This window comes from Streptomyces flaveolus, from assembly GCF_000716535.1.
Classification (GTDB): Bacteria; Actinomycetota; Actinomycetes; order Streptomycetales; family Streptomycetaceae; genus Streptomyces; species Streptomyces flaveolus_A.
In genome coordinates this window covers 162,169-176,998 of record NZ_JNWV01000003.1, presented here as the reverse complement: position 1 = coordinate 176,998, position 14,830 = coordinate 162,169, and the positions used below count along the sequence as shown (strand labels likewise).

Annotated in this window: 13 protein-coding genes; 3 read left to right on the top strand and 10 right to left on the bottom strand. The window is 73.1% G+C overall.

Annotated elements, in window-relative coordinates; translation table 11 throughout:
- Nucleotides 1–8: 8 nt before the first annotated feature.
- Nucleotides 9–200 carry a hypothetical protein gene (locus OO52_RS03295; RefSeq protein WP_037628552.1) on the top strand — a complete coding sequence of 64 codons (192 nt, stop codon included), beginning with the start codon at nucleotides 9–11 and terminating at the stop codon, nucleotides 198–200.
- 77 nt (nucleotides 201–277) lie between these two features.
- Here OO52_RS03295 and OO52_RS03290 read toward each other — a convergent pair whose 3' ends face one another.
- From OO52_RS03290 to OO52_RS03265, 6 genes are all read right to left on the bottom strand, one after another.
- Entirely contained in the window at nucleotides 278–1,504 is a 1,227-nt protein-coding gene (locus OO52_RS03290) for a cytochrome P450 family protein (RefSeq protein WP_030640740.1), read from the bottom strand.
- 105 nt (nucleotides 1,505–1,609) lie between these two features.
- On the bottom strand, nucleotides 1,610–2,821 hold the full coding sequence (locus tag OO52_RS03285) for a cytochrome P450 (protein WP_030640738.1): 1,212 nt from the start codon (nucleotides 2,819–2,821) through the stop codon (nucleotides 1,610–1,612).
- Nucleotides 2,818–3,456: a GTP-binding protein gene (locus OO52_RS03280; protein WP_231406601.1), complete on the bottom strand. Its 639-nt coding sequence runs from the start codon at nucleotides 3,454–3,456 to the stop codon at nucleotides 2,818–2,820. The genes OO52_RS03285 and OO52_RS03280 overlap by 4 nt, the downstream gene beginning before the upstream one ends.
- Nucleotides 3,437–3,784, bottom strand: a complete 348-nt coding sequence (locus OO52_RS03275) for a DUF742 domain-containing protein (RefSeq protein WP_030640734.1) — start codon at nucleotides 3,782–3,784, stop codon at nucleotides 3,437–3,439. Before OO52_RS03275 ends, OO52_RS03280 begins: the two co-directional genes overlap by 20 nt.
- A gap of 41 nt (nucleotides 3,785–3,825) precedes the next feature.
- Complete coding sequence (locus OO52_RS03270; protein WP_014676781.1) at nucleotides 3,826–4,233, bottom strand: roadblock/LC7 domain-containing protein; 408 nt, start codon at nucleotides 4,231–4,233, stop codon at nucleotides 3,826–3,828.
- The gene (locus OO52_RS03265; RefSeq protein ID WP_030640732.1) at nucleotides 4,230–6,011 is read right to left on the bottom strand and encodes a sensor histidine kinase; all 1,782 of its coding nucleotides are present in this window, start codon (nucleotides 6,009–6,011) and stop codon (nucleotides 4,230–4,232) included. Before OO52_RS03265 ends, OO52_RS03270 begins: the two co-directional genes overlap by 4 nt.
- 468 nt (nucleotides 6,012–6,479) lie before the next feature.
- On the opposite strand from OO52_RS03265, the gene OO52_RS03260 reads away from it, so the two are divergent.
- On the top strand, nucleotides 6,480–7,319 hold the full coding sequence (locus OO52_RS03260) for a hypothetical protein (protein ID WP_030640731.1): 840 nt from the start codon (nucleotides 6,480–6,482) through the stop codon (nucleotides 7,317–7,319).
- Between the two features lie 622 nt (nucleotides 7,320–7,941).
- On the top strand, nucleotides 7,942–11,316 hold the full coding sequence (locus OO52_RS03255; protein ID WP_030640728.1) for a pyruvate carboxylase: 3,375 nt from the start codon (nucleotides 7,942–7,944) through the stop codon (nucleotides 11,314–11,316).
- Between the two features lie 144 nt (nucleotides 11,317–11,460).
- On the opposite strand, the gene OO52_RS03250 is transcribed toward OO52_RS03255, so the two are convergent.
- The 4 genes from OO52_RS03250 to OO52_RS03235 all read right to left on the bottom strand — a co-directional run bounded on the left by OO52_RS03250 (nucleotide 11,461) and on the right by OO52_RS03235 (nucleotide 14,655).
- The gene (locus tag OO52_RS03250) at nucleotides 11,461–12,438 is read right to left on the bottom strand and encodes an SMP-30/gluconolactonase/LRE family protein (protein WP_030640726.1); all 978 of its coding nucleotides are present in this window, start codon (nucleotides 12,436–12,438) and stop codon (nucleotides 11,461–11,463) included.
- Between the two features lie 182 nt (nucleotides 12,439–12,620).
- Nucleotides 12,621–13,103, bottom strand: a complete 483-nt coding sequence (locus OO52_RS03245) for a hypothetical protein (protein ID WP_030640724.1) — start codon at nucleotides 13,101–13,103, stop codon at nucleotides 12,621–12,623.
- A 94-nt stretch (nucleotides 13,104–13,197) separates the two neighbouring features.
- A complete protein-coding gene (locus OO52_RS03240) occupies nucleotides 13,198–13,974 on the bottom strand; it encodes a polysaccharide lyase family 7 protein (protein WP_030640722.1) in 777 nt (258 codons plus the stop codon).
- 339 nt (nucleotides 13,975–14,313) lie between these two features.
- Nucleotides 14,314–14,655 carry a hypothetical protein gene (locus tag OO52_RS03235; protein ID WP_030640720.1) on the bottom strand — a complete coding sequence of 114 codons (342 nt, stop codon included), beginning with the start codon at nucleotides 14,653–14,655 and terminating at the stop codon, nucleotides 14,314–14,316.
- Between the last annotated feature and the right edge of the window lie 175 nt (nucleotides 14,656–14,830).

The following is a 14,830-nucleotide window of genomic DNA, read 5'->3' as shown; positions in this document are numbered from 1 at the left end:
GAGGTGCTGTGTTCCTGATCGCCCTGCTCGTGCCCGTCCTGATGATCGGGTTTCTCTTCGCCACGACGGCACTCGAGGAATTCCTGTTCCCCCACCCCGCCGCCGACGACATCGCGGGCCCCAAGGTCCCGGAAAGCCGCACCCCCGCCACGACCGTGAAGGGGAAGGAACCCGCGAGCCCCGAGAACCCTGCCGCCTGACGGGGCCGGAGAGATCCCGCACTCGGCCTCCCACGGGGGGAGACCGGGTGCGGGACACGCCCGGAGGTTCCCCGGCGCTACGGATTCAGGCGTACCGGCAGTTCGAACAGGTCGTTCTGTGTGACCACCGGCTTGTTGCGCAGCTCGGTCGCGGGGACCGCGAGGTCCAGGCCGGGGAAGCGGGTGTACAGCGCGGGCAGGGCCACGCTCGCCTCCAGCCGGGACAGGGCGGCGCCGGGGCAGACGTGCGGGCCGTGGCCGAAGGAGATGTGCCGGTTCCTCGTGTCGCGGGTGATGTCGAACTCTCCGGCGGTCGGGCCGTGGGCACTCTCGTCCCGGCCGATCGCGCCGTACGACACGATCAGCGCGTCCCCGGCCGGGATCACCTTGTCGCCGACCGGTACGTCCTCGGTCGCGAAGCGGATCAGGACGTGGGAGGTGGGGGTGGAGTACCGGAGCGTCTCCTCGACGACCGCCGACCAGTCGGCCCGGCCCGACAGCACCAGGTGGCGCTGCTCGGGATGGGTCGACAGGTTCACGACGGCGTTGACGATCAGCGAGATCGTGGTCTCGTGGCCCGCCGCCACCATCAGCTGGAGGGTGGAGACGATCTCCTCGTCCGTGAGGCGGTCGCCGTCCTCCGAGGCGAGGATCAGCGCGCTGGTCAGGTCGTCGCCCGGCGCGGCCCGCTTGGCCGCCACCGTCCGCGCCATGAGCTGCGCCAGCTCCGTGAGGGTGGCGACGACCTCCTCCGGCGGGGTCTGGGTGGAGAAGAACTTCTCGAACAGCACCTTCAGCCGGGGCAGCAGGGCCTCGTCGATGCCCATCAGGTCGGCGATGACGTACATCGGCAGCGGGTAGGCGAAGGCCGCCTTCAGATCGACCGTCCCGCCGTCCGCGGGCAGCGCGTCCAGCAGGTCCTGGGTGAGCTTCTCGATCCGCTCCCGCATCCGCTCCACCCGGCGCGGGGTGAGCGCCTGCGCGACCAGGGTGCGCAGCCGGCGGTGGTCGGCGCCGTCCACCGTGAGCATGGAGCGGCCCGGATTGGCCAGGCCGATCAGCGGCCAGTCCGCGGGTATCTCCCCGCGCCGCCACGCGCCCCAGACGTTGATGTCCTTCACCAGCCGCGGGTCGGTGAGCAGCGCCTTGGCCTCGGCGTGGTGGGTGACGGCCCACACCGGGACGCCGCCCGGCAGTTCCACGGCGGCGAGCGGGCCGGCCGCGCGCAGCGCCGCGCTCTCGGCGTCCAGGTCGGTGACGAAGGGATCGAGGGCGATGCGGGGTGCTTCGGTACCGGTCGTCATCGTGACGTGCCTCCCAGGGCAGGGGTCGGGTACGGCGGGTACGGCGCCGGTCCGGGGAAAGCCCCCGGGCGGGCGGCGGAACAGCGGATCGGCCGGGGCGACGGGTCAGCGTGCGGGTACGGGGGTGAACCGGACGGGCAGCCGCGTCAGCCCCCTGAGCCAGGGTGAGGGCCGACGCGTGAGGGAGTCGGCGGGCACCGTCAGATCGATGTCCGGGAGCCGGTCCAGGACCACCTCGATACCCGTCCGCGCGATCACCTCGGCGACCTCCTGCGCGGGGAACGGACAGCGGTGCTCGCCGTGACCGAAGGAGAAGTGCGCGTTGTTGCCGCCGGTCAGCGCGGAGGCGTCGGTCCGCACCTGCGGATCGGAGTTGGCCCCCTGCAGACCTAGCAGCAGCAGATCACCGGCCTTGACGCGCCGGCCGCCGAGGTGCGTGTCACGGGCGGCCCAGCGGCCCGCCACGTTCTGTGTCGGCGTGTCCTCCCACAGCACCTCGTTCATGGCCTCGGCGACGCTGTTGCGCCCGCCGAACAGGGAGGCGGCGAACCGGTCGTCGGTCAGCATCAGCCGCAGCGAGTTGCCGATCCAGTCGGCGGTCGGCTGGTGCCCGGCCGCCATCATCACCATCAGGTCCTGCGCGATCTCCTCGTCACTGAACCCGCTCTCGTCGGCGAGCATCCGGGAGACCACGTCGGCCGCCGGCTCCTTCTTCCGGTCGGCCAGCAACTGCCCCATGGAGGCGGCCAGATGGGCCTGCCCGGCCAGCGCACGCTCCCGCCCGTCGATCATGTCGTTCAGGGCGGTGACCAGCCCCGGACCGTCCTCGTCCGGGAAGCCGTACAGCCGGGCCAGGACCCGCACGGGCAGCAGCATCGCGTACTGCGCGACCAGATCGGCCTCGCCCGCCGCGCACAGCGCGTCGATCAGCTCGTCCGCGAACCGCTCGGCGTGCGCGCGCAGTTCGAACGGGTCCACCGCCTCCAGCGCGTTGCTGATCATCGCCGCGCGCTGCCGGTGCCGTTCGCCGACGGTGTAGAGGATCGACGGCTGCTTGTGCCCGATCATCGGCAGCAGCGGCCAGTCCGCGGGGATGTTCTCCCACTGGTTCCACAGGTCCGAGTCCCGGCTGAACAGCACCGGGTCACCGGTCACCTGGTGCAGTTCCCGGTAGCCGAGCACCAGCCAGGCGGGGATGCCGCCGTCGAGCAGCACCGGTACGACGGCGCCGTGGTCGCGCCGCATCTCCCGGTACAGACGGGCGGGTTCGGTCTGGAACCGGGGGCCGCTCAGCGGGACGGCGTCGGGCGTGGTCACACGAACTCCTGTCGGGGCAGGACCGCCCGCGCGGACGGGTCGGCGTACCGGTTCTTCACGTGCTGCACCAGGGTGATGAGCACCTGCTTGGCCGACTCCCGGGAGCGGGCGTCACAGTCGACCAGCGGCACCTGCGGATCCAGGTCGAGGGCCTCCCGGACGTCCGCGCCGGCGCGGACCGGGCCGCCGAAGTCGTTGCAGGCCACGATGAACGGCGTGCCGTGGTGCTCCAGCCGGTCGATGGCGTACCAGGAGTCGTCGATCCGCCGGGTGTCCACGAGGACGACCGCGCCGAGCGTGCCGGAGAACAGCCGGTCCCACAGGAACCAGAACCGCTCCTGGCCCGGCGCGCCGAACAGGTACAGCACATTGCGCGCGTCCAGGCTGATCCGGCCGAAGTCGAAGGCGACGGTGGTGCCGGACTTGCCGCGCACCTGGCGGATGTCGTCGACCGTCACACCGGCCTGCGTCATCGTCTCCTCGGTGTTGAGGGGGCGGATCTCGCTGACCGAGCGGACCAGCGTGGTCTTGCCGACGCCGAAGCCGCCCACGACCACGATCTTGAAGCCCTGGTCGGCGGAGGCACCCAACGGGGTGCGCGCGGAAGTGCGCGCGTCAGAGGTTGCGGAGTCCAACGAGCACCTGCTCCAGGATGTCGGGATCGGAAATGGCCGGTCTGCGCGGGTGCCGGGCGCTGACCCGGCCCGCCGCGAGCAGATCGCACAGCAGGACCTTGGTGATGCCCACGGGCAGCCGCAGCTCGGCGGCGATCTCCGCCACCGAGGCGGGGAACCGGGTCAGTTCCAGGATCGCCACGTGCTCCGACTGCATGCCGGCCGCCGGTTCCGACTCGGCGACCACGAGCGTGACCAGGTCGAAGGGGTTGTCGGGGCCGGTGCGGGTGCGTCCCTGGGTGATGGTGTAGAGCCGGTCGGGGGCGTCGTCCCGGCCCGGACGGTTCATGCCCGGGCGGTTCATGTCCGACCGGTCCGTGTCGGGTCGGCTCATGACGTACGGGGCGGAGCGGTGAGGTGCTCGCCGAGCTGCTCCACCAACTCGCTCATGTTGTGCCCGATGACGCCGGCGTCCGCGTCCTCCGTGGCGATCACGGCCAGATGGGCGCCGGCGCCCGCCTCCACGATGAACAGCACACCGCCGTAGAACTCCGTCATCGCAGAGCGCACGCCGCCGCTGCCGTCGCCGAACTCCACGGACGCGCCGTGCGACAGCGACTGGATGCCGGCGGCGATCGCGGCGAGCTGGTCGGCCTGGTCGACGCTCAGCTCCGGGGTACGGCACAGCTTCAGCCCGTCCCGGGACAGCACGAGCGCGTGCCGGGCACCCGGGGTCCTCTCCAGCAGGCCCTCCAGGAGCCAGGTGAGCTTGTCGTCGGCGGTGGTCGGGCCGGTCATGAAGTGGTGTCGCCTTCCGGGTGCGCGTGCGGGTGAGAGGGGGCGGGGGAGCCGTGTTCGTCGGAGCTGTACGAGGAGTCGCCGGCCGGCACGCCGTCCGGCGGCGGGGTGTGCGAGGGGTCGGTGGTGTGGTGGTTCGGGGTCCCGGCTGTGGCGGGGTCGGCCGGCGCGTGGCCGGGACGGCGGGTGCCCGGCGCGGACGGTCGTACCGCCTGACGGAAGCTGCTGAAGCGGGCGGCGCGGGCCCTGCCCAGGTCGGAGGCCGGGACGGCGCGGGGCCCGTCGTCGGCCGGTGAGGTGCGGTGCCCGGCCGTGTCCGGCACGGTGCCGTGCTCGGCGTCGTCCGGCGCGGTGTCGTGCTCGGCAGGGGCCGGCGCGAGGCGGGGCACATCGGAGTCCGACGCGGTGCCGTGGTCCGAAGTACCCCGGGCCGTACGGTGCTTGGCCGTGTCCGGTGCCGTCCGGCCCCGTTCCGCTCGGGCGAGGGTGCGGCCCCGGCGGCGCTTGGGCAGGCCGGCCGGTCCCTCCTCCGGCGGTGCGGCGGGCTCGTGGACGACGGTTGTGTCCACGGCGGCCGGTGCCGGCGCGGACGGGCCGCTCTCCGGTCGCGGGGCCGCGGCGGCCGGCTCGGCGGGTGCGGGGGCGGAGCTGGTCAGGATCTCCTGCGGGATGAGCAGCAGTACGCCAGTGCCGCCGCGCGCCGACGGCCGGAACGAGACCTTGAGCCCGTGCTTGCGGGCCAGCCGGCCGACCACGGCGAGCCCGAGCCGGGTGCCGGTCAGACCGCCCAGCTCGGAGGCGTCACCGGAGACCGCCAGCTCGGCGCGGCGCAACTGCACCTCGCCCATCACCAGTCCGCTGTCCTCCACGGACACGATGACCCCGGCCGGCACCTCCTCGACGTAGACGTGGACCTCGGCGGTCGGCGGCGAGAAGTTGGCGGCGTTGTCGAGGAGTTCGGCGAGCGCGTGCATCACGCCCTCGGCGGCGTGCCCGGCGACGGCCGCCTCGCTGACCGAGTGCACCCGCACCCGCCGGTACCCGGCGATCCGCCCCATCGCACCGCGCAGGATCGACTCCATCCCGATCGGCCGCGCCCACCGGCGGCCCGAACGCGCCCCGGTGAGGACGGCGATGGAGTCCGCGAGCCGGCCGGCCTGGGCGGTGCGGTGGTCGAGATGGAGCAGGTCGGCCAGCACGTCCTCGTCGGTGTGCCGGTCCTCCATCGCCCGCAGGTCGGCGAGCGTCGCCGTGGCGAGGGCCTGCATCCGGGCGGCGGCGTTGGAGGTCGCCGCCACCGCGGCGGCCCGCTCCCGCCGGGCCCGCTCCAACTCGCCCGTCAGACGGGCGTTCTCCTTCGCCAGCCGGTCCAGCTCCCGCGCGCCCTCCTCCTCCAGACGCGCGCGTTCGGCCGCGAACGACTCCGTGAACTCGGTGCGCTGCTGCGCGAGTTCGTCGATGAGCCGCTGCTGCTCCTGGCGCGCCTCCTCGGTCGTACGGGCCTGCTGCTGGAGCAGCCGTCCGATGTCCTGGGTGACGCCCTCCAGCCTGCGCCGGGTGCCGCGCGCGGTCCGCAGGGCGTGCGCGGCCGTGGCCACGGCCGCGCTGAGCACGACCGCCGCCGCGCCCGCGCCGATGGCGAGCGGGGTGCGCACCGAGTCCGGGGCCGTGGCCACGGCCGCGCAGACCACGAGCGCCGACAGCACACCGGTCACGGCGAGGGCGGAGACGAACGTACGGAGGGAAGGTCGGTCGCCGGGATGCGTGGGCGCGGTCATCGGTCCGGTCTGATCCTTGCGGCGGAGACGGCGGGCTGGGGCGGGACTGGCAGGAACATCGGGTGGTGAGACGAGACACCGGTGGTGAACTGGCGGTCACTATACGAGAGTTCGTGATCGAAACAGAAAGGTTCTGTGCTCGTTCCTGACCGCGGCCCCGGGAAAGCCCGTTTCCAAGGACGGTTCATCGGGGGTGCCGGTTGCCTCCCGGCCCCTGTTTTCGGCGCCGCGCGCCTGTGGGTCTTCCCACACCGGCGCGCCCTCGCCACGGATCTTGACGCCCGCCTCCCGGCTCGCTGGACTGCACGGAGAGGCGGGCCGTACCGGAGCGATCCGTACATCCGCACGGTGGCGCCTGAAGCGGACGGATGACGGACAAACCGCCTCGCACGGTCGGACCGCCGGGAGCGAGGTGAAGGGAGCGATGCGGGTGACGGGGGAGCCGACGGCGACGGGCTGCCGAGCCTCATGACCGTCGAAGGGCGCACCACGCGGGTCCGCCCGCTGCTCGCGCGGCTCGCCCGGTTCACCGGGCGGACGCTGTGGGGCGAGTGGCACGCCATCGTGGTCGACCCGGTGCGGCGGCTCGTGCGGCGCGGACTGTCTGGGCTGCTGCTGGCCTTCGTCGCCGCGTTCGGCGTCATCTTCTTCCACGACATCGCCCAGCACCCCACGGGAGAGCTGTGGGTGGAGCGGCTCGGCGGGGTCCGGGCCGAGCTGCCGCTGTGGCTGTCCCTGCTGCGCACCCCCGTGTCGCTCTACGTCCCCGCGCTCGATCTGCCGGTATGGGCGGGCATCACCCAGCTCTTCCTCGCCTTCGCCCTCGCCGAACTGGCCCTGGGCCGGGCCCGGACCCTGGTGATCGCCTACGCCACCACCCTGGCCGGCACCCTCACCGCCCGCCTGATGATCGCGCTGGGGCCGGGCTGGTGGGGATTCGGGCTGCCGCCCGAGGCCGGCCAGGTGCTGGACACCGGGCCCTCCGCGGCCGTGGTCGGCCTGTTCACCTATCTCTCGGTGGTCCGGCGCGCGCCGGTGGTGTTCACGCTGACCGGCGGATCGATGGTGTGGGAGTCCATCGCCGTCCCCAACCTGGCCGGCCGCGAGCACCTGATCGCGGTGTCCGCGGCGATCGTCCTCGGCCTCCTGCACGGCCGGGGGGAGCGGTTCCGCTTCGCCGTGCGGGTCCTCTGGCCCACGCGTCGACGGTCCTCGCGCACAGTCCCGCCTGTCCCCGGTCCCACCCTGACGGCCGAGGGCCCGGGAAACACCCATTCGAAGGTCCCGTCGCATTTCGTCGAACGCTAGTCCGGCTCGGCGGAATCGGCAGAACCCTCAGCGCGCTCGCCGAGGCCACCTCCCGGATTCAACTCGGAACGCTCTTCCTGCGCCCGGCTTTCCGGAATCCCGCCGTCCTTGGCCCGCTTCCAGGAAGCCCTGCACATCATCGCGTCACTGCTGCGCACCGGAAAGACGGAATTCGACGGCCGTTACTCCTGGGCCCACGGTGGCGAACTCCGCCCGCGCGGGGTGCGGCCGGCTTCGCCCCCGCGCTGCACACCGTGCGCGAGGCCTGCACTGCCGCCGGCCGCGACCCGGCGCGTCACCGCCGGGGTGAACGTCGTACCGACCGGCCGCGCGGACCTACGGACCCCGGATGGCCCGTCCTCACCGGCACCCTCGCCGACCTGGCCGCCGGCTACCGCGACTTCTCCTCGACCACCTCGTCTGCGACCTCAGCCCCCAGGGGGCCGCGCTGCCGCTTCCGACCGGCCCGGACCGGCGCGCCCCTGTGGCGCCGCCCACCCCGTCAATGTGATGGTTTTCGCACATCGACCCGTGCGGGCACCCCCTAAGGTGGCCGCGAGTACGGCAGGCGTGGCTGACACCAGGGTGTTCGTCGCCGGCAGGCAGCTGAAGGGAATCCAGGATGTTCCGCAAGGTGCTGGTCGCCAACCGTGGAGAGATCGCCATCCGCGCGTTCCGGGCGGGCTACGAACTCGGGGCGCGCACCGTCGCCGTGTTCCCGCACGAGGACCGCAACTCGCTGCACCGGCTGAAGGCCGACGAGGCGTACGAGATCGGGGAGCCGGGGCACCCGGTGCGGGCCTACCTCTCCGTCGAGGAGATCGTGGGCGCCGCCCGCCGGGCGGGCGCCGACGCCGTCTACCCGGGGTACGGCTTCCTGTCCGAGAACCCCGAACTGGCCCGCGCCTGCGAGGAAGCCGGCATCACCTTCGTCGGCCCCAGCGCGGCCACCCTGGAGCTGACCGGCAACAAGGCCCGCGCGGTAGCCGCCGCCCGCGCGGCGGGCGTGCCCGTCCTCGGCTCCTCCCAGCCCTCCACCGACGTGGACGAACTGGTGCGCGCCGCCGACGAGATCGGCTTCCCCGTCTTCGTCAAGGCGGTCGCCGGCGGCGGCGGGCGCGGCATGCGCCGCGTGGAGGACCCGGCCCAGCTGCGCGAGTCCATCGAGGCCGCCTCCCGGGAGGCCGCCTCCGCGTTCGGCGACCCGACCGTCTTCCTGGAGAAGGCCGTCGTGGAGCCCCGCCACATCGAGGTGCAAATCCTCGCCGACGGCGAGGGCAACGTCATCCACCTCTTCGAGCGGGACTGCTCGGTGCAGCGCCGCCACCAGAAGGTCATCGAGCTGGCCCCCGCGCCCAACCTCGACCCAGAGCTGCGCGACCGCATCTGCGCCGACGCCGTCCGCTTCGCCCGCGAGATCGGCTACCGCAACGCCGGCACGGTCGAGTTCCTGCTCGACCGCGACGGCAACCACGTGTTCATCGAGATGAACCCGCGCATCCAGGTCGAGCACACCGTCACCGAAGAGGTCACCGACGTCGACCTGGTCCAGGCCCAGATGCGGATCGCCTCCGGCGAGACCCTCGCCGACCTCGGCCTCTCCCAGGACACCGTCACCCTGCGCGGCGCCGCCCTCCAGTGCCGCATCACCACCGAGGACCCCGCCAACGGCTTCCGCCCGGACACCGGACGGATCAGCGCCTACCGCTCCCCGGGCGGCTCCGGCATCCGCCTCGACGGCGGCACCACCCACGCCGGTACGGAGATCAGCGCGCACTTCGACTCGATGCTGGTCAAGCTGACCTGCCGGGGCCGGGACTTCCAGGCCGCCATCGGCCGGGCCCGGCGCGCGGTCGCCGAGTTCCGCATCCGTGGCGTGGCCACCAACATCCCGTTCCTCCAGGCGGTCCTGGACGACCCCGACTTCCAGGCCGGCCGGGTCACCACCTCCTTCATCGAGCAGCGCCCGCACCTGCTGACCGCCCGCTCCTCCGCCGACCGCGGCACCAAGCTGCTCACCTACCTCGCCGACGTCACGGTCAACCAGCCGCACGGCCGGCGGCCCGACCTGCTCGACCCGCTGACCAAGCTGCCGCCGCTGCCCGCCGGCGAGCCGCCCGCCGGCTCGCGCCAGCTGCTCATGGACCTCGGCCCCGAGGGCTTCGCCCGGCACCTGCGCGAGTCGCCGACCATCGGCGTCACCGACACCACCTTCCGCGACGCCCACCAGTCCCTGCTCGCCACCCGGGTGCGCACCAAGGACCTCCTCGCCGTCGCCCCGGTCGTCGCCCGCACCCTCCCGCAGCTCCTCTCCCTGGAGTGCTGGGGCGGCGCCACCTACGACGTCGCGCTGCGCTTCCTCGCCGAGGACCCGTGGGAGCGACTGGCCGCCCTGCGCGAGGCCGTCCCCAACATCTGCCTCCAGATGCTGCTGCGCGGCCGGAACACCGTCGGCTACACCCCGTACCCGACCGAGGTCACCGACGCCTTCGTGCAGGAGGCCGCCGCCACCGGCATCGACATCTTCCGCATCTTCGACGCCCTCAACGACATCGGCCAGATGCGGCCCGCCATCGACGCCGTACGGGGGACCGGCACGGCGATCGCCGAGGTCGCCCTCTGCTACACGGCGGACCTCAACGACCCGTCGGAGCGCCTCTACACGCTCGACTACTACCTGCGCCTCGCCGAGCAGATCGTCGAGGCCGGCGCCCACGTCCTGGCCATCAAGGACATGGCCGGCCTGCTGCGCGCCCCGGCCGCCGCCAAGCTCGTCTCGGCGCTGCGCCGCGAGTTCGACCTGCCGGTCCACCTGCACACGCACGACACCGCCGGCGGCCAGCTCGCCACCTACCTGGCCGCGATCCAGGCCGGCGCCGACGCCGTCGACGGCGCGGTGGCCTCCATGGCCGGCACGACCTCCCAGCCGTCGCTGTCCGCGATCGTCGCCGCCACCGACCACTCCGACCGGCCCACCGGCCTCGACCTCCAGGCGGTCGGCGACCTGGAGCCGTACTGGGAGGGCGTCCGGAGGATCTACGCACCGTTCGAGGCGGGCCTCGCCTCCCCGACCGGCCGCGTCTACCACCACGAGATCCCCGGCGGCCAGCTCTCCAACCTGCGCACCCAGGCCGTCGCCCTCGGTCTCGGCGACCGCTTCGAGGACATCGAGGCGATGTACGCCGCCGCCGACCGCATCCTCGGCCGGCTGGTCAAGGTCACCCCTTCCTCCAAGGTCGTCGGCGACCTGGCCCTGCACCTGGTGGGCGCCGGCGTGTCCCCGGACGCGTTCGAGGCGACCCCCGACAAGTTCGACATCCCGGACTCGGTGATCGGCTTCCTGCGCGGCGAGCTGGGCACCCCGCCCGGCGGCTGGCCGGAGCCGTTCCGCACCAAGGCGCTCCAGGGCCGGGCGGCACCCAAGCCCGCGCCCGAGCTGTCCGCCGAGGACCGCGAGGGGCTGGCGAAGGACCGCCGGGCCACCCTCAACCGGCTGCTGTTCCCCGGCCCGACCCGCGAGTTCGACACGCACCGCCAGTCCTTCGGCGACACCAGCGTCCTCGACAGCAAGGCGTTCTTCTACGGCCTGCGCCCGGGCAAGGAGTACGCCGTCGACCTGGAGCCAGGCGTCCGGCTGCTGATCGAGCTGCAGGCGATCGGCGAGGCCGACGAGCGCGGCATGCGGACCGTGATGTCCACGCTCAACGGCCAGCTACGGCCCATTCAGGTCCGTGACCGTGCGGCGGCCTCCGACATCCCGGTGACGGAGAAGGCCGACCGCTCCAACCCCGGCCACGTCGCGGCACCCTTCGCCGGTGTGGTGACCCTCGCGGTCGCCGAGGGCGACGAGGTGGAGGCGGGTGCCACGATCGCCACCATCGAGGCCATGAAGATGGAGGCCACGATCACGGCCCCCAAGGCGGGACGCGTCTCCCGCCTCGCGATCAACCGCATCCAGCAGGTGGAGGGCGGAGACCTCCTGGCGGAACTGGCCTGACACCGCCGCGCCCCTCGCACCGCGCCCGGCCGACACCGGGGCTCGCGCGACCCGCCGACCTGACCGACGCGCGGCCGACGACGCGGGGCGCGGGGCGCCCGGGTGCTCGCTGGGCCGGGCCAGGTCCCGGTCCCCAGCCGAGGCCTACCCCCGGCCGATGAGGTGGCGCAGGTGGGCGAGGAGGAGGTTCGGGTCGTGGCGGGTGGTGGACGCGGCGCTCGGGACGTACACGGTTCGGCCGCGGACGGCCACGGAGGTCGGGTTGGACAGGCCGTCCTGTGCGCTGAGCACGTTCGTGACGGTGCCGTCCGCGCGGACCAGGACCACCCTGTTGCCGGTGTTCAGCGCCGCGAGCACGCTCCTTCCGTGGCCGGGGAACGAGAAGTCGTCGATGCCGGCGAGTCCGTCGGCCCGGGTCTCCACGGGGCCGGCGGCCCCGTCCGGACGGACGGGGATGCGCAGCAGGGTGCCCCGGTCGGTGTTGGACACCCAGACGGAGTCCCGGCGGACCTTGATGCCGTTGGCGCCGAAGCCGCGCGCGTGCCGTGCCGGGAGCGGGGCGAGCGCCGCGCCCGTCGCCCACGCCGTGGCCGTGCCGCCCGACCGCGGGACGCGCCAGACGGTTCCGCGCGCCGAGTCGGCGACGTAGAGCACGCCCCGCTGCTCGTCGAGGGCCAGTCCGTTGGGCAGCCCGTCGGCCGGCAGCGCGGCGATCTGCTCCGGTGCGTCGCCGGGGGAGAGGCGCCAGACACCGGTCGCGCGGGTGCCGGTGGCGTAGTTGACGTACAGCGTGCCGTCGTGGGCGCGGGCGATGCCGGTGACCACGGCGCTGTGCACGAGGGGCGTGGCGGCGTGCGCGACGGCGGGCAGGGTGGCGCGGGTCCGGATGCGGCCGTCGTCGGTGACATGGGCGATCTGCCGGGCGGAGGCGAAGGTCAGGTCGGCGGAGCCGTCGAGGTCGAGCGCGATGTTCTCGGGCGTCTGCCCGGCGGCCAGGTCCAGGTGGGCGAGGACGCGCGCGTCGGTGACGAGGGGGTCCTGGCCGGTGGCGGGCGCGGCAGCGAGGAGGCCGAGCGCGAGCGCGGCCGTGGCGGCACCGGTCAGACGGGGGAGGCGGGGCATGTGACCTCTTTTCGGTCGGCGCGCGGAGGCGCCGGCGTGCGGGTCACACCAACATGAGGGGGGACGGGTCACCGGTGGCAGGAGCCGGGGCCGCGGGATCGCCCGCGCGGACCACCGGCACGCGCCGTACGAGGCACGCCCGGCAGACGCACGGCCCGGCCGCGCAGCCCGCGCGGGTGCCGTCAGTCCCAGAGCGGATACGTCATGACCTGCTTGAAGCCCTCCGGACGGCTCTCCTGGTAGGTGAGGCTGATCCGGCTGTAGCGGTGCACCTCAGGGTGCTTCTTCCAGGGCTCGGGCTCGTCGAGCCGGACGGTCACCGGGTAGGCGTGGAAGGAGCCGGCCGCGCAGTACGGCTTGCAGTCGTTGACCATGTTCATGCCTACGGCTTCCGCCCCCTCCGGGCTCCACTTGATCCAGTGGAGCCCGGTGAGACGGCTGTTTCCGTCGCCGCAGGCCAGGATGAAGTCGTCGGGCCGGACGGTGCGATTCCACAGGCAGTCGACCAGGACCGGCTGCGACGTACCAGTGTGGGACGGCGATGTGCCGGCGCGAGGCTGCGTCGTGGCGGTGACCGGCGGACTGGCCGTCGCCGTGGTCATGGCCGCTGTCAGCAGGGCTCCCGCCGCGAGGACGATCGCCGTTCCCGTCACTGATCCGCGCATGGTCGCTCCCACCCGTCGTGCTGTGTCCGACCGCGTGCACCCGACGCTACGACCGTCCCGCCGTTCGCACCAGTCGCGCAGGTCGGGCCGCGTGTCAGCCGTGCGAGACGGTCAGCCCGTAGAAGGCCACGCGGGCGCCGTTGGTGGTGCTGTCCGAGGAGGACTGGTTGTAGGAGCCGGCCTTGAAGTACTGCTTGTACGGCTTGAAGGAGGACGGGATGGCGTAGTGCGTGGTCGTGCCGTTCACGGTCAGGTCGATGGTGTTCCCGCCGGACACGGCGATGGTGTAGCTCCAGGTCTTGCCGGGGGAGACGTGCCCGACGGGGTGCTGGCTCTGGCCGCCGGCCGGCGAGTCCTCGGTGCCGAGGACGATGTCGCCGCCCGCGTGGTAGTACAGCTCCACCAGCGGCTTGGTGGAGGAACCGCCGGAGCCGAGGTGTATCTGGCCGACGCAGACGTTCTTGGTCACGGACACCACGCGCAGGGTCGCGCTCATCCGGTGGCTGCCGCTGAGCGCCCAGTCGGCGGCGGATCCGTCGCGGTTCATCTCACGCAGCTCGGAGCGGGCGTACTTGGAGTTCGGCGTGGTGACGCCCTTCTCGGGCGCCCAGAACGTCATGGCGCCGTCGCGGGTGTCGGTGTAGAAGTACGCGTCCTGGTAGCCGTTCGCCCCCTGGAGCCGGGACGACGGGATGGTGGTGGGCTTGCCGGGGGAGCCGACGGGCTCCTGGAGCTGCCACACGGACAGGTCGAAGTTGCCGCCGGGTGCGACATGCGGGTCGGCCGCGTCCGCGCCGCCGGTGCCGAGGGCGGTGAGGGCGAGGGCGAGGACGGCGGTGGCCGTCGTCGCGGGAATCCGGGATCGGGTCATGTGGGGGGTTCCTTCGTCGGACCGGATGCGGACCGGTGTGAAGCAAGGAGGCGTTCAGGATGGTGAACGCTGAACGCATTCTTGTTCGCCGGTGACCCGAGAAGCTAAAGGTCTGAACCAGACACGTCAAGAGTCGGCGTCGGTCGGCGCCCGTCGAGCAGGACCCGCGCCGGTGCCGTGCCGCCGTGCACGATGAACCGGTACGGCCGCGCGTCCGCCTCGCCCGCGCGGTCGCCCCTGCTCGCGCCGACCGTCACCGCAGGGACGTTCCCACGCACAACTCGTCGAGGCCTTGGGTGACTTGGGCACAATCGCGCCCCCGCTGGATGCGACGGGGAGTTACCAGGAGTCCTTCTCCACCGCTCGGCACCCGTGGCCCCTGATCGCGCTGGTGCCGACGTCGTCGACCCGGTCGCAGCGCCAGTCGTTCCGGCCGGCCCGGTCCTCGACGTAGACGCCGTCGCCTTCGGTCGTCTCGGAGACCTTGGCGCACCCCTCGCCCACGAGCGTGCCGGAGTGCTGGTCCTCGGAGGTGCCGGCGCAGTCGTAGTAGTAGGGCGGCACCGCACGAGGCGCGGGCGCGGCGACGGCGGCCGGGGCCGGCAGCATCCCGCCGCCTGCCGTCAGCAGGCCGAGGCAGAGGGCCGTCGCGGTCCGGCGGCGCGGGGCGCGAGCGCGCATGAGGTGTCCCTTCGGACGGTCGGACGGATGAGCGGGCGGGTGGTGGTCCGGACCCGGCCTCACGTGGGAGCGTTCCACCCGGCCGGCCGCCCTGAAGCACCGCTCACCCGAACGTGGGCAGGGGTGGTCCCCCTGTGTGCGGCCGACCGTCAGGACGACTCCAGGCCGACCCATG

Coding starts and splice junctions, on each gene's coding strand:
- OO52_RS03260 (WP_030640731.1), top strand. CDS start 6,480: ATGACCGTCGAAGGGCGCACCACGCGGGTCCGCCCGCTGCTCGCGCGG.
- OO52_RS03240 (WP_030640722.1), bottom strand. CDS start 13,974: ATGACCCGATCCCGGATTCCCGCGACGACGGCCACCGCCGTCCTCGCC.
- OO52_RS03255 (WP_030640728.1), top strand. CDS start 7,942: ATGTTCCGCAAGGTGCTGGTCGCCAACCGTGGAGAGATCGCCATCCGC.
- OO52_RS03245 (WP_030640724.1), bottom strand. CDS start 13,103: ATGCGCGGATCAGTGACGGGAACGGCGATCGTCCTCGCGGCGGGAGCC.
- OO52_RS03270 (WP_014676781.1), bottom strand. CDS start 4,233: ATGACCGGCCCGACCACCGCCGACGACAAGCTCACCTGGCTCCTGGAG.
- OO52_RS03265 (WP_030640732.1), bottom strand. CDS start 6,011: ATGACCGCGCCCACGCATCCCGGCGACCGACCTTCCCTCCGTACGTTC.
- OO52_RS03235 (WP_030640720.1), bottom strand. CDS start 14,655: ATGCGCGCTCGCGCCCCGCGCCGCCGGACCGCGACGGCCCTCTGCCTC.
- OO52_RS03275 (WP_030640734.1), bottom strand. CDS start 3,784: ATGAACCGTCCGGGCCGGGACGACGCCCCCGACCGGCTCTACACCATC.
- OO52_RS03290 (WP_030640740.1), bottom strand. CDS start 1,504: ATGACGACCGGTACCGAAGCACCCCGCATCGCCCTCGATCCCTTCGTC.
- OO52_RS03250 (WP_030640726.1), bottom strand. CDS start 12,438: ATGCCCCGCCTCCCCCGTCTGACCGGTGCCGCCACGGCCGCGCTCGCG.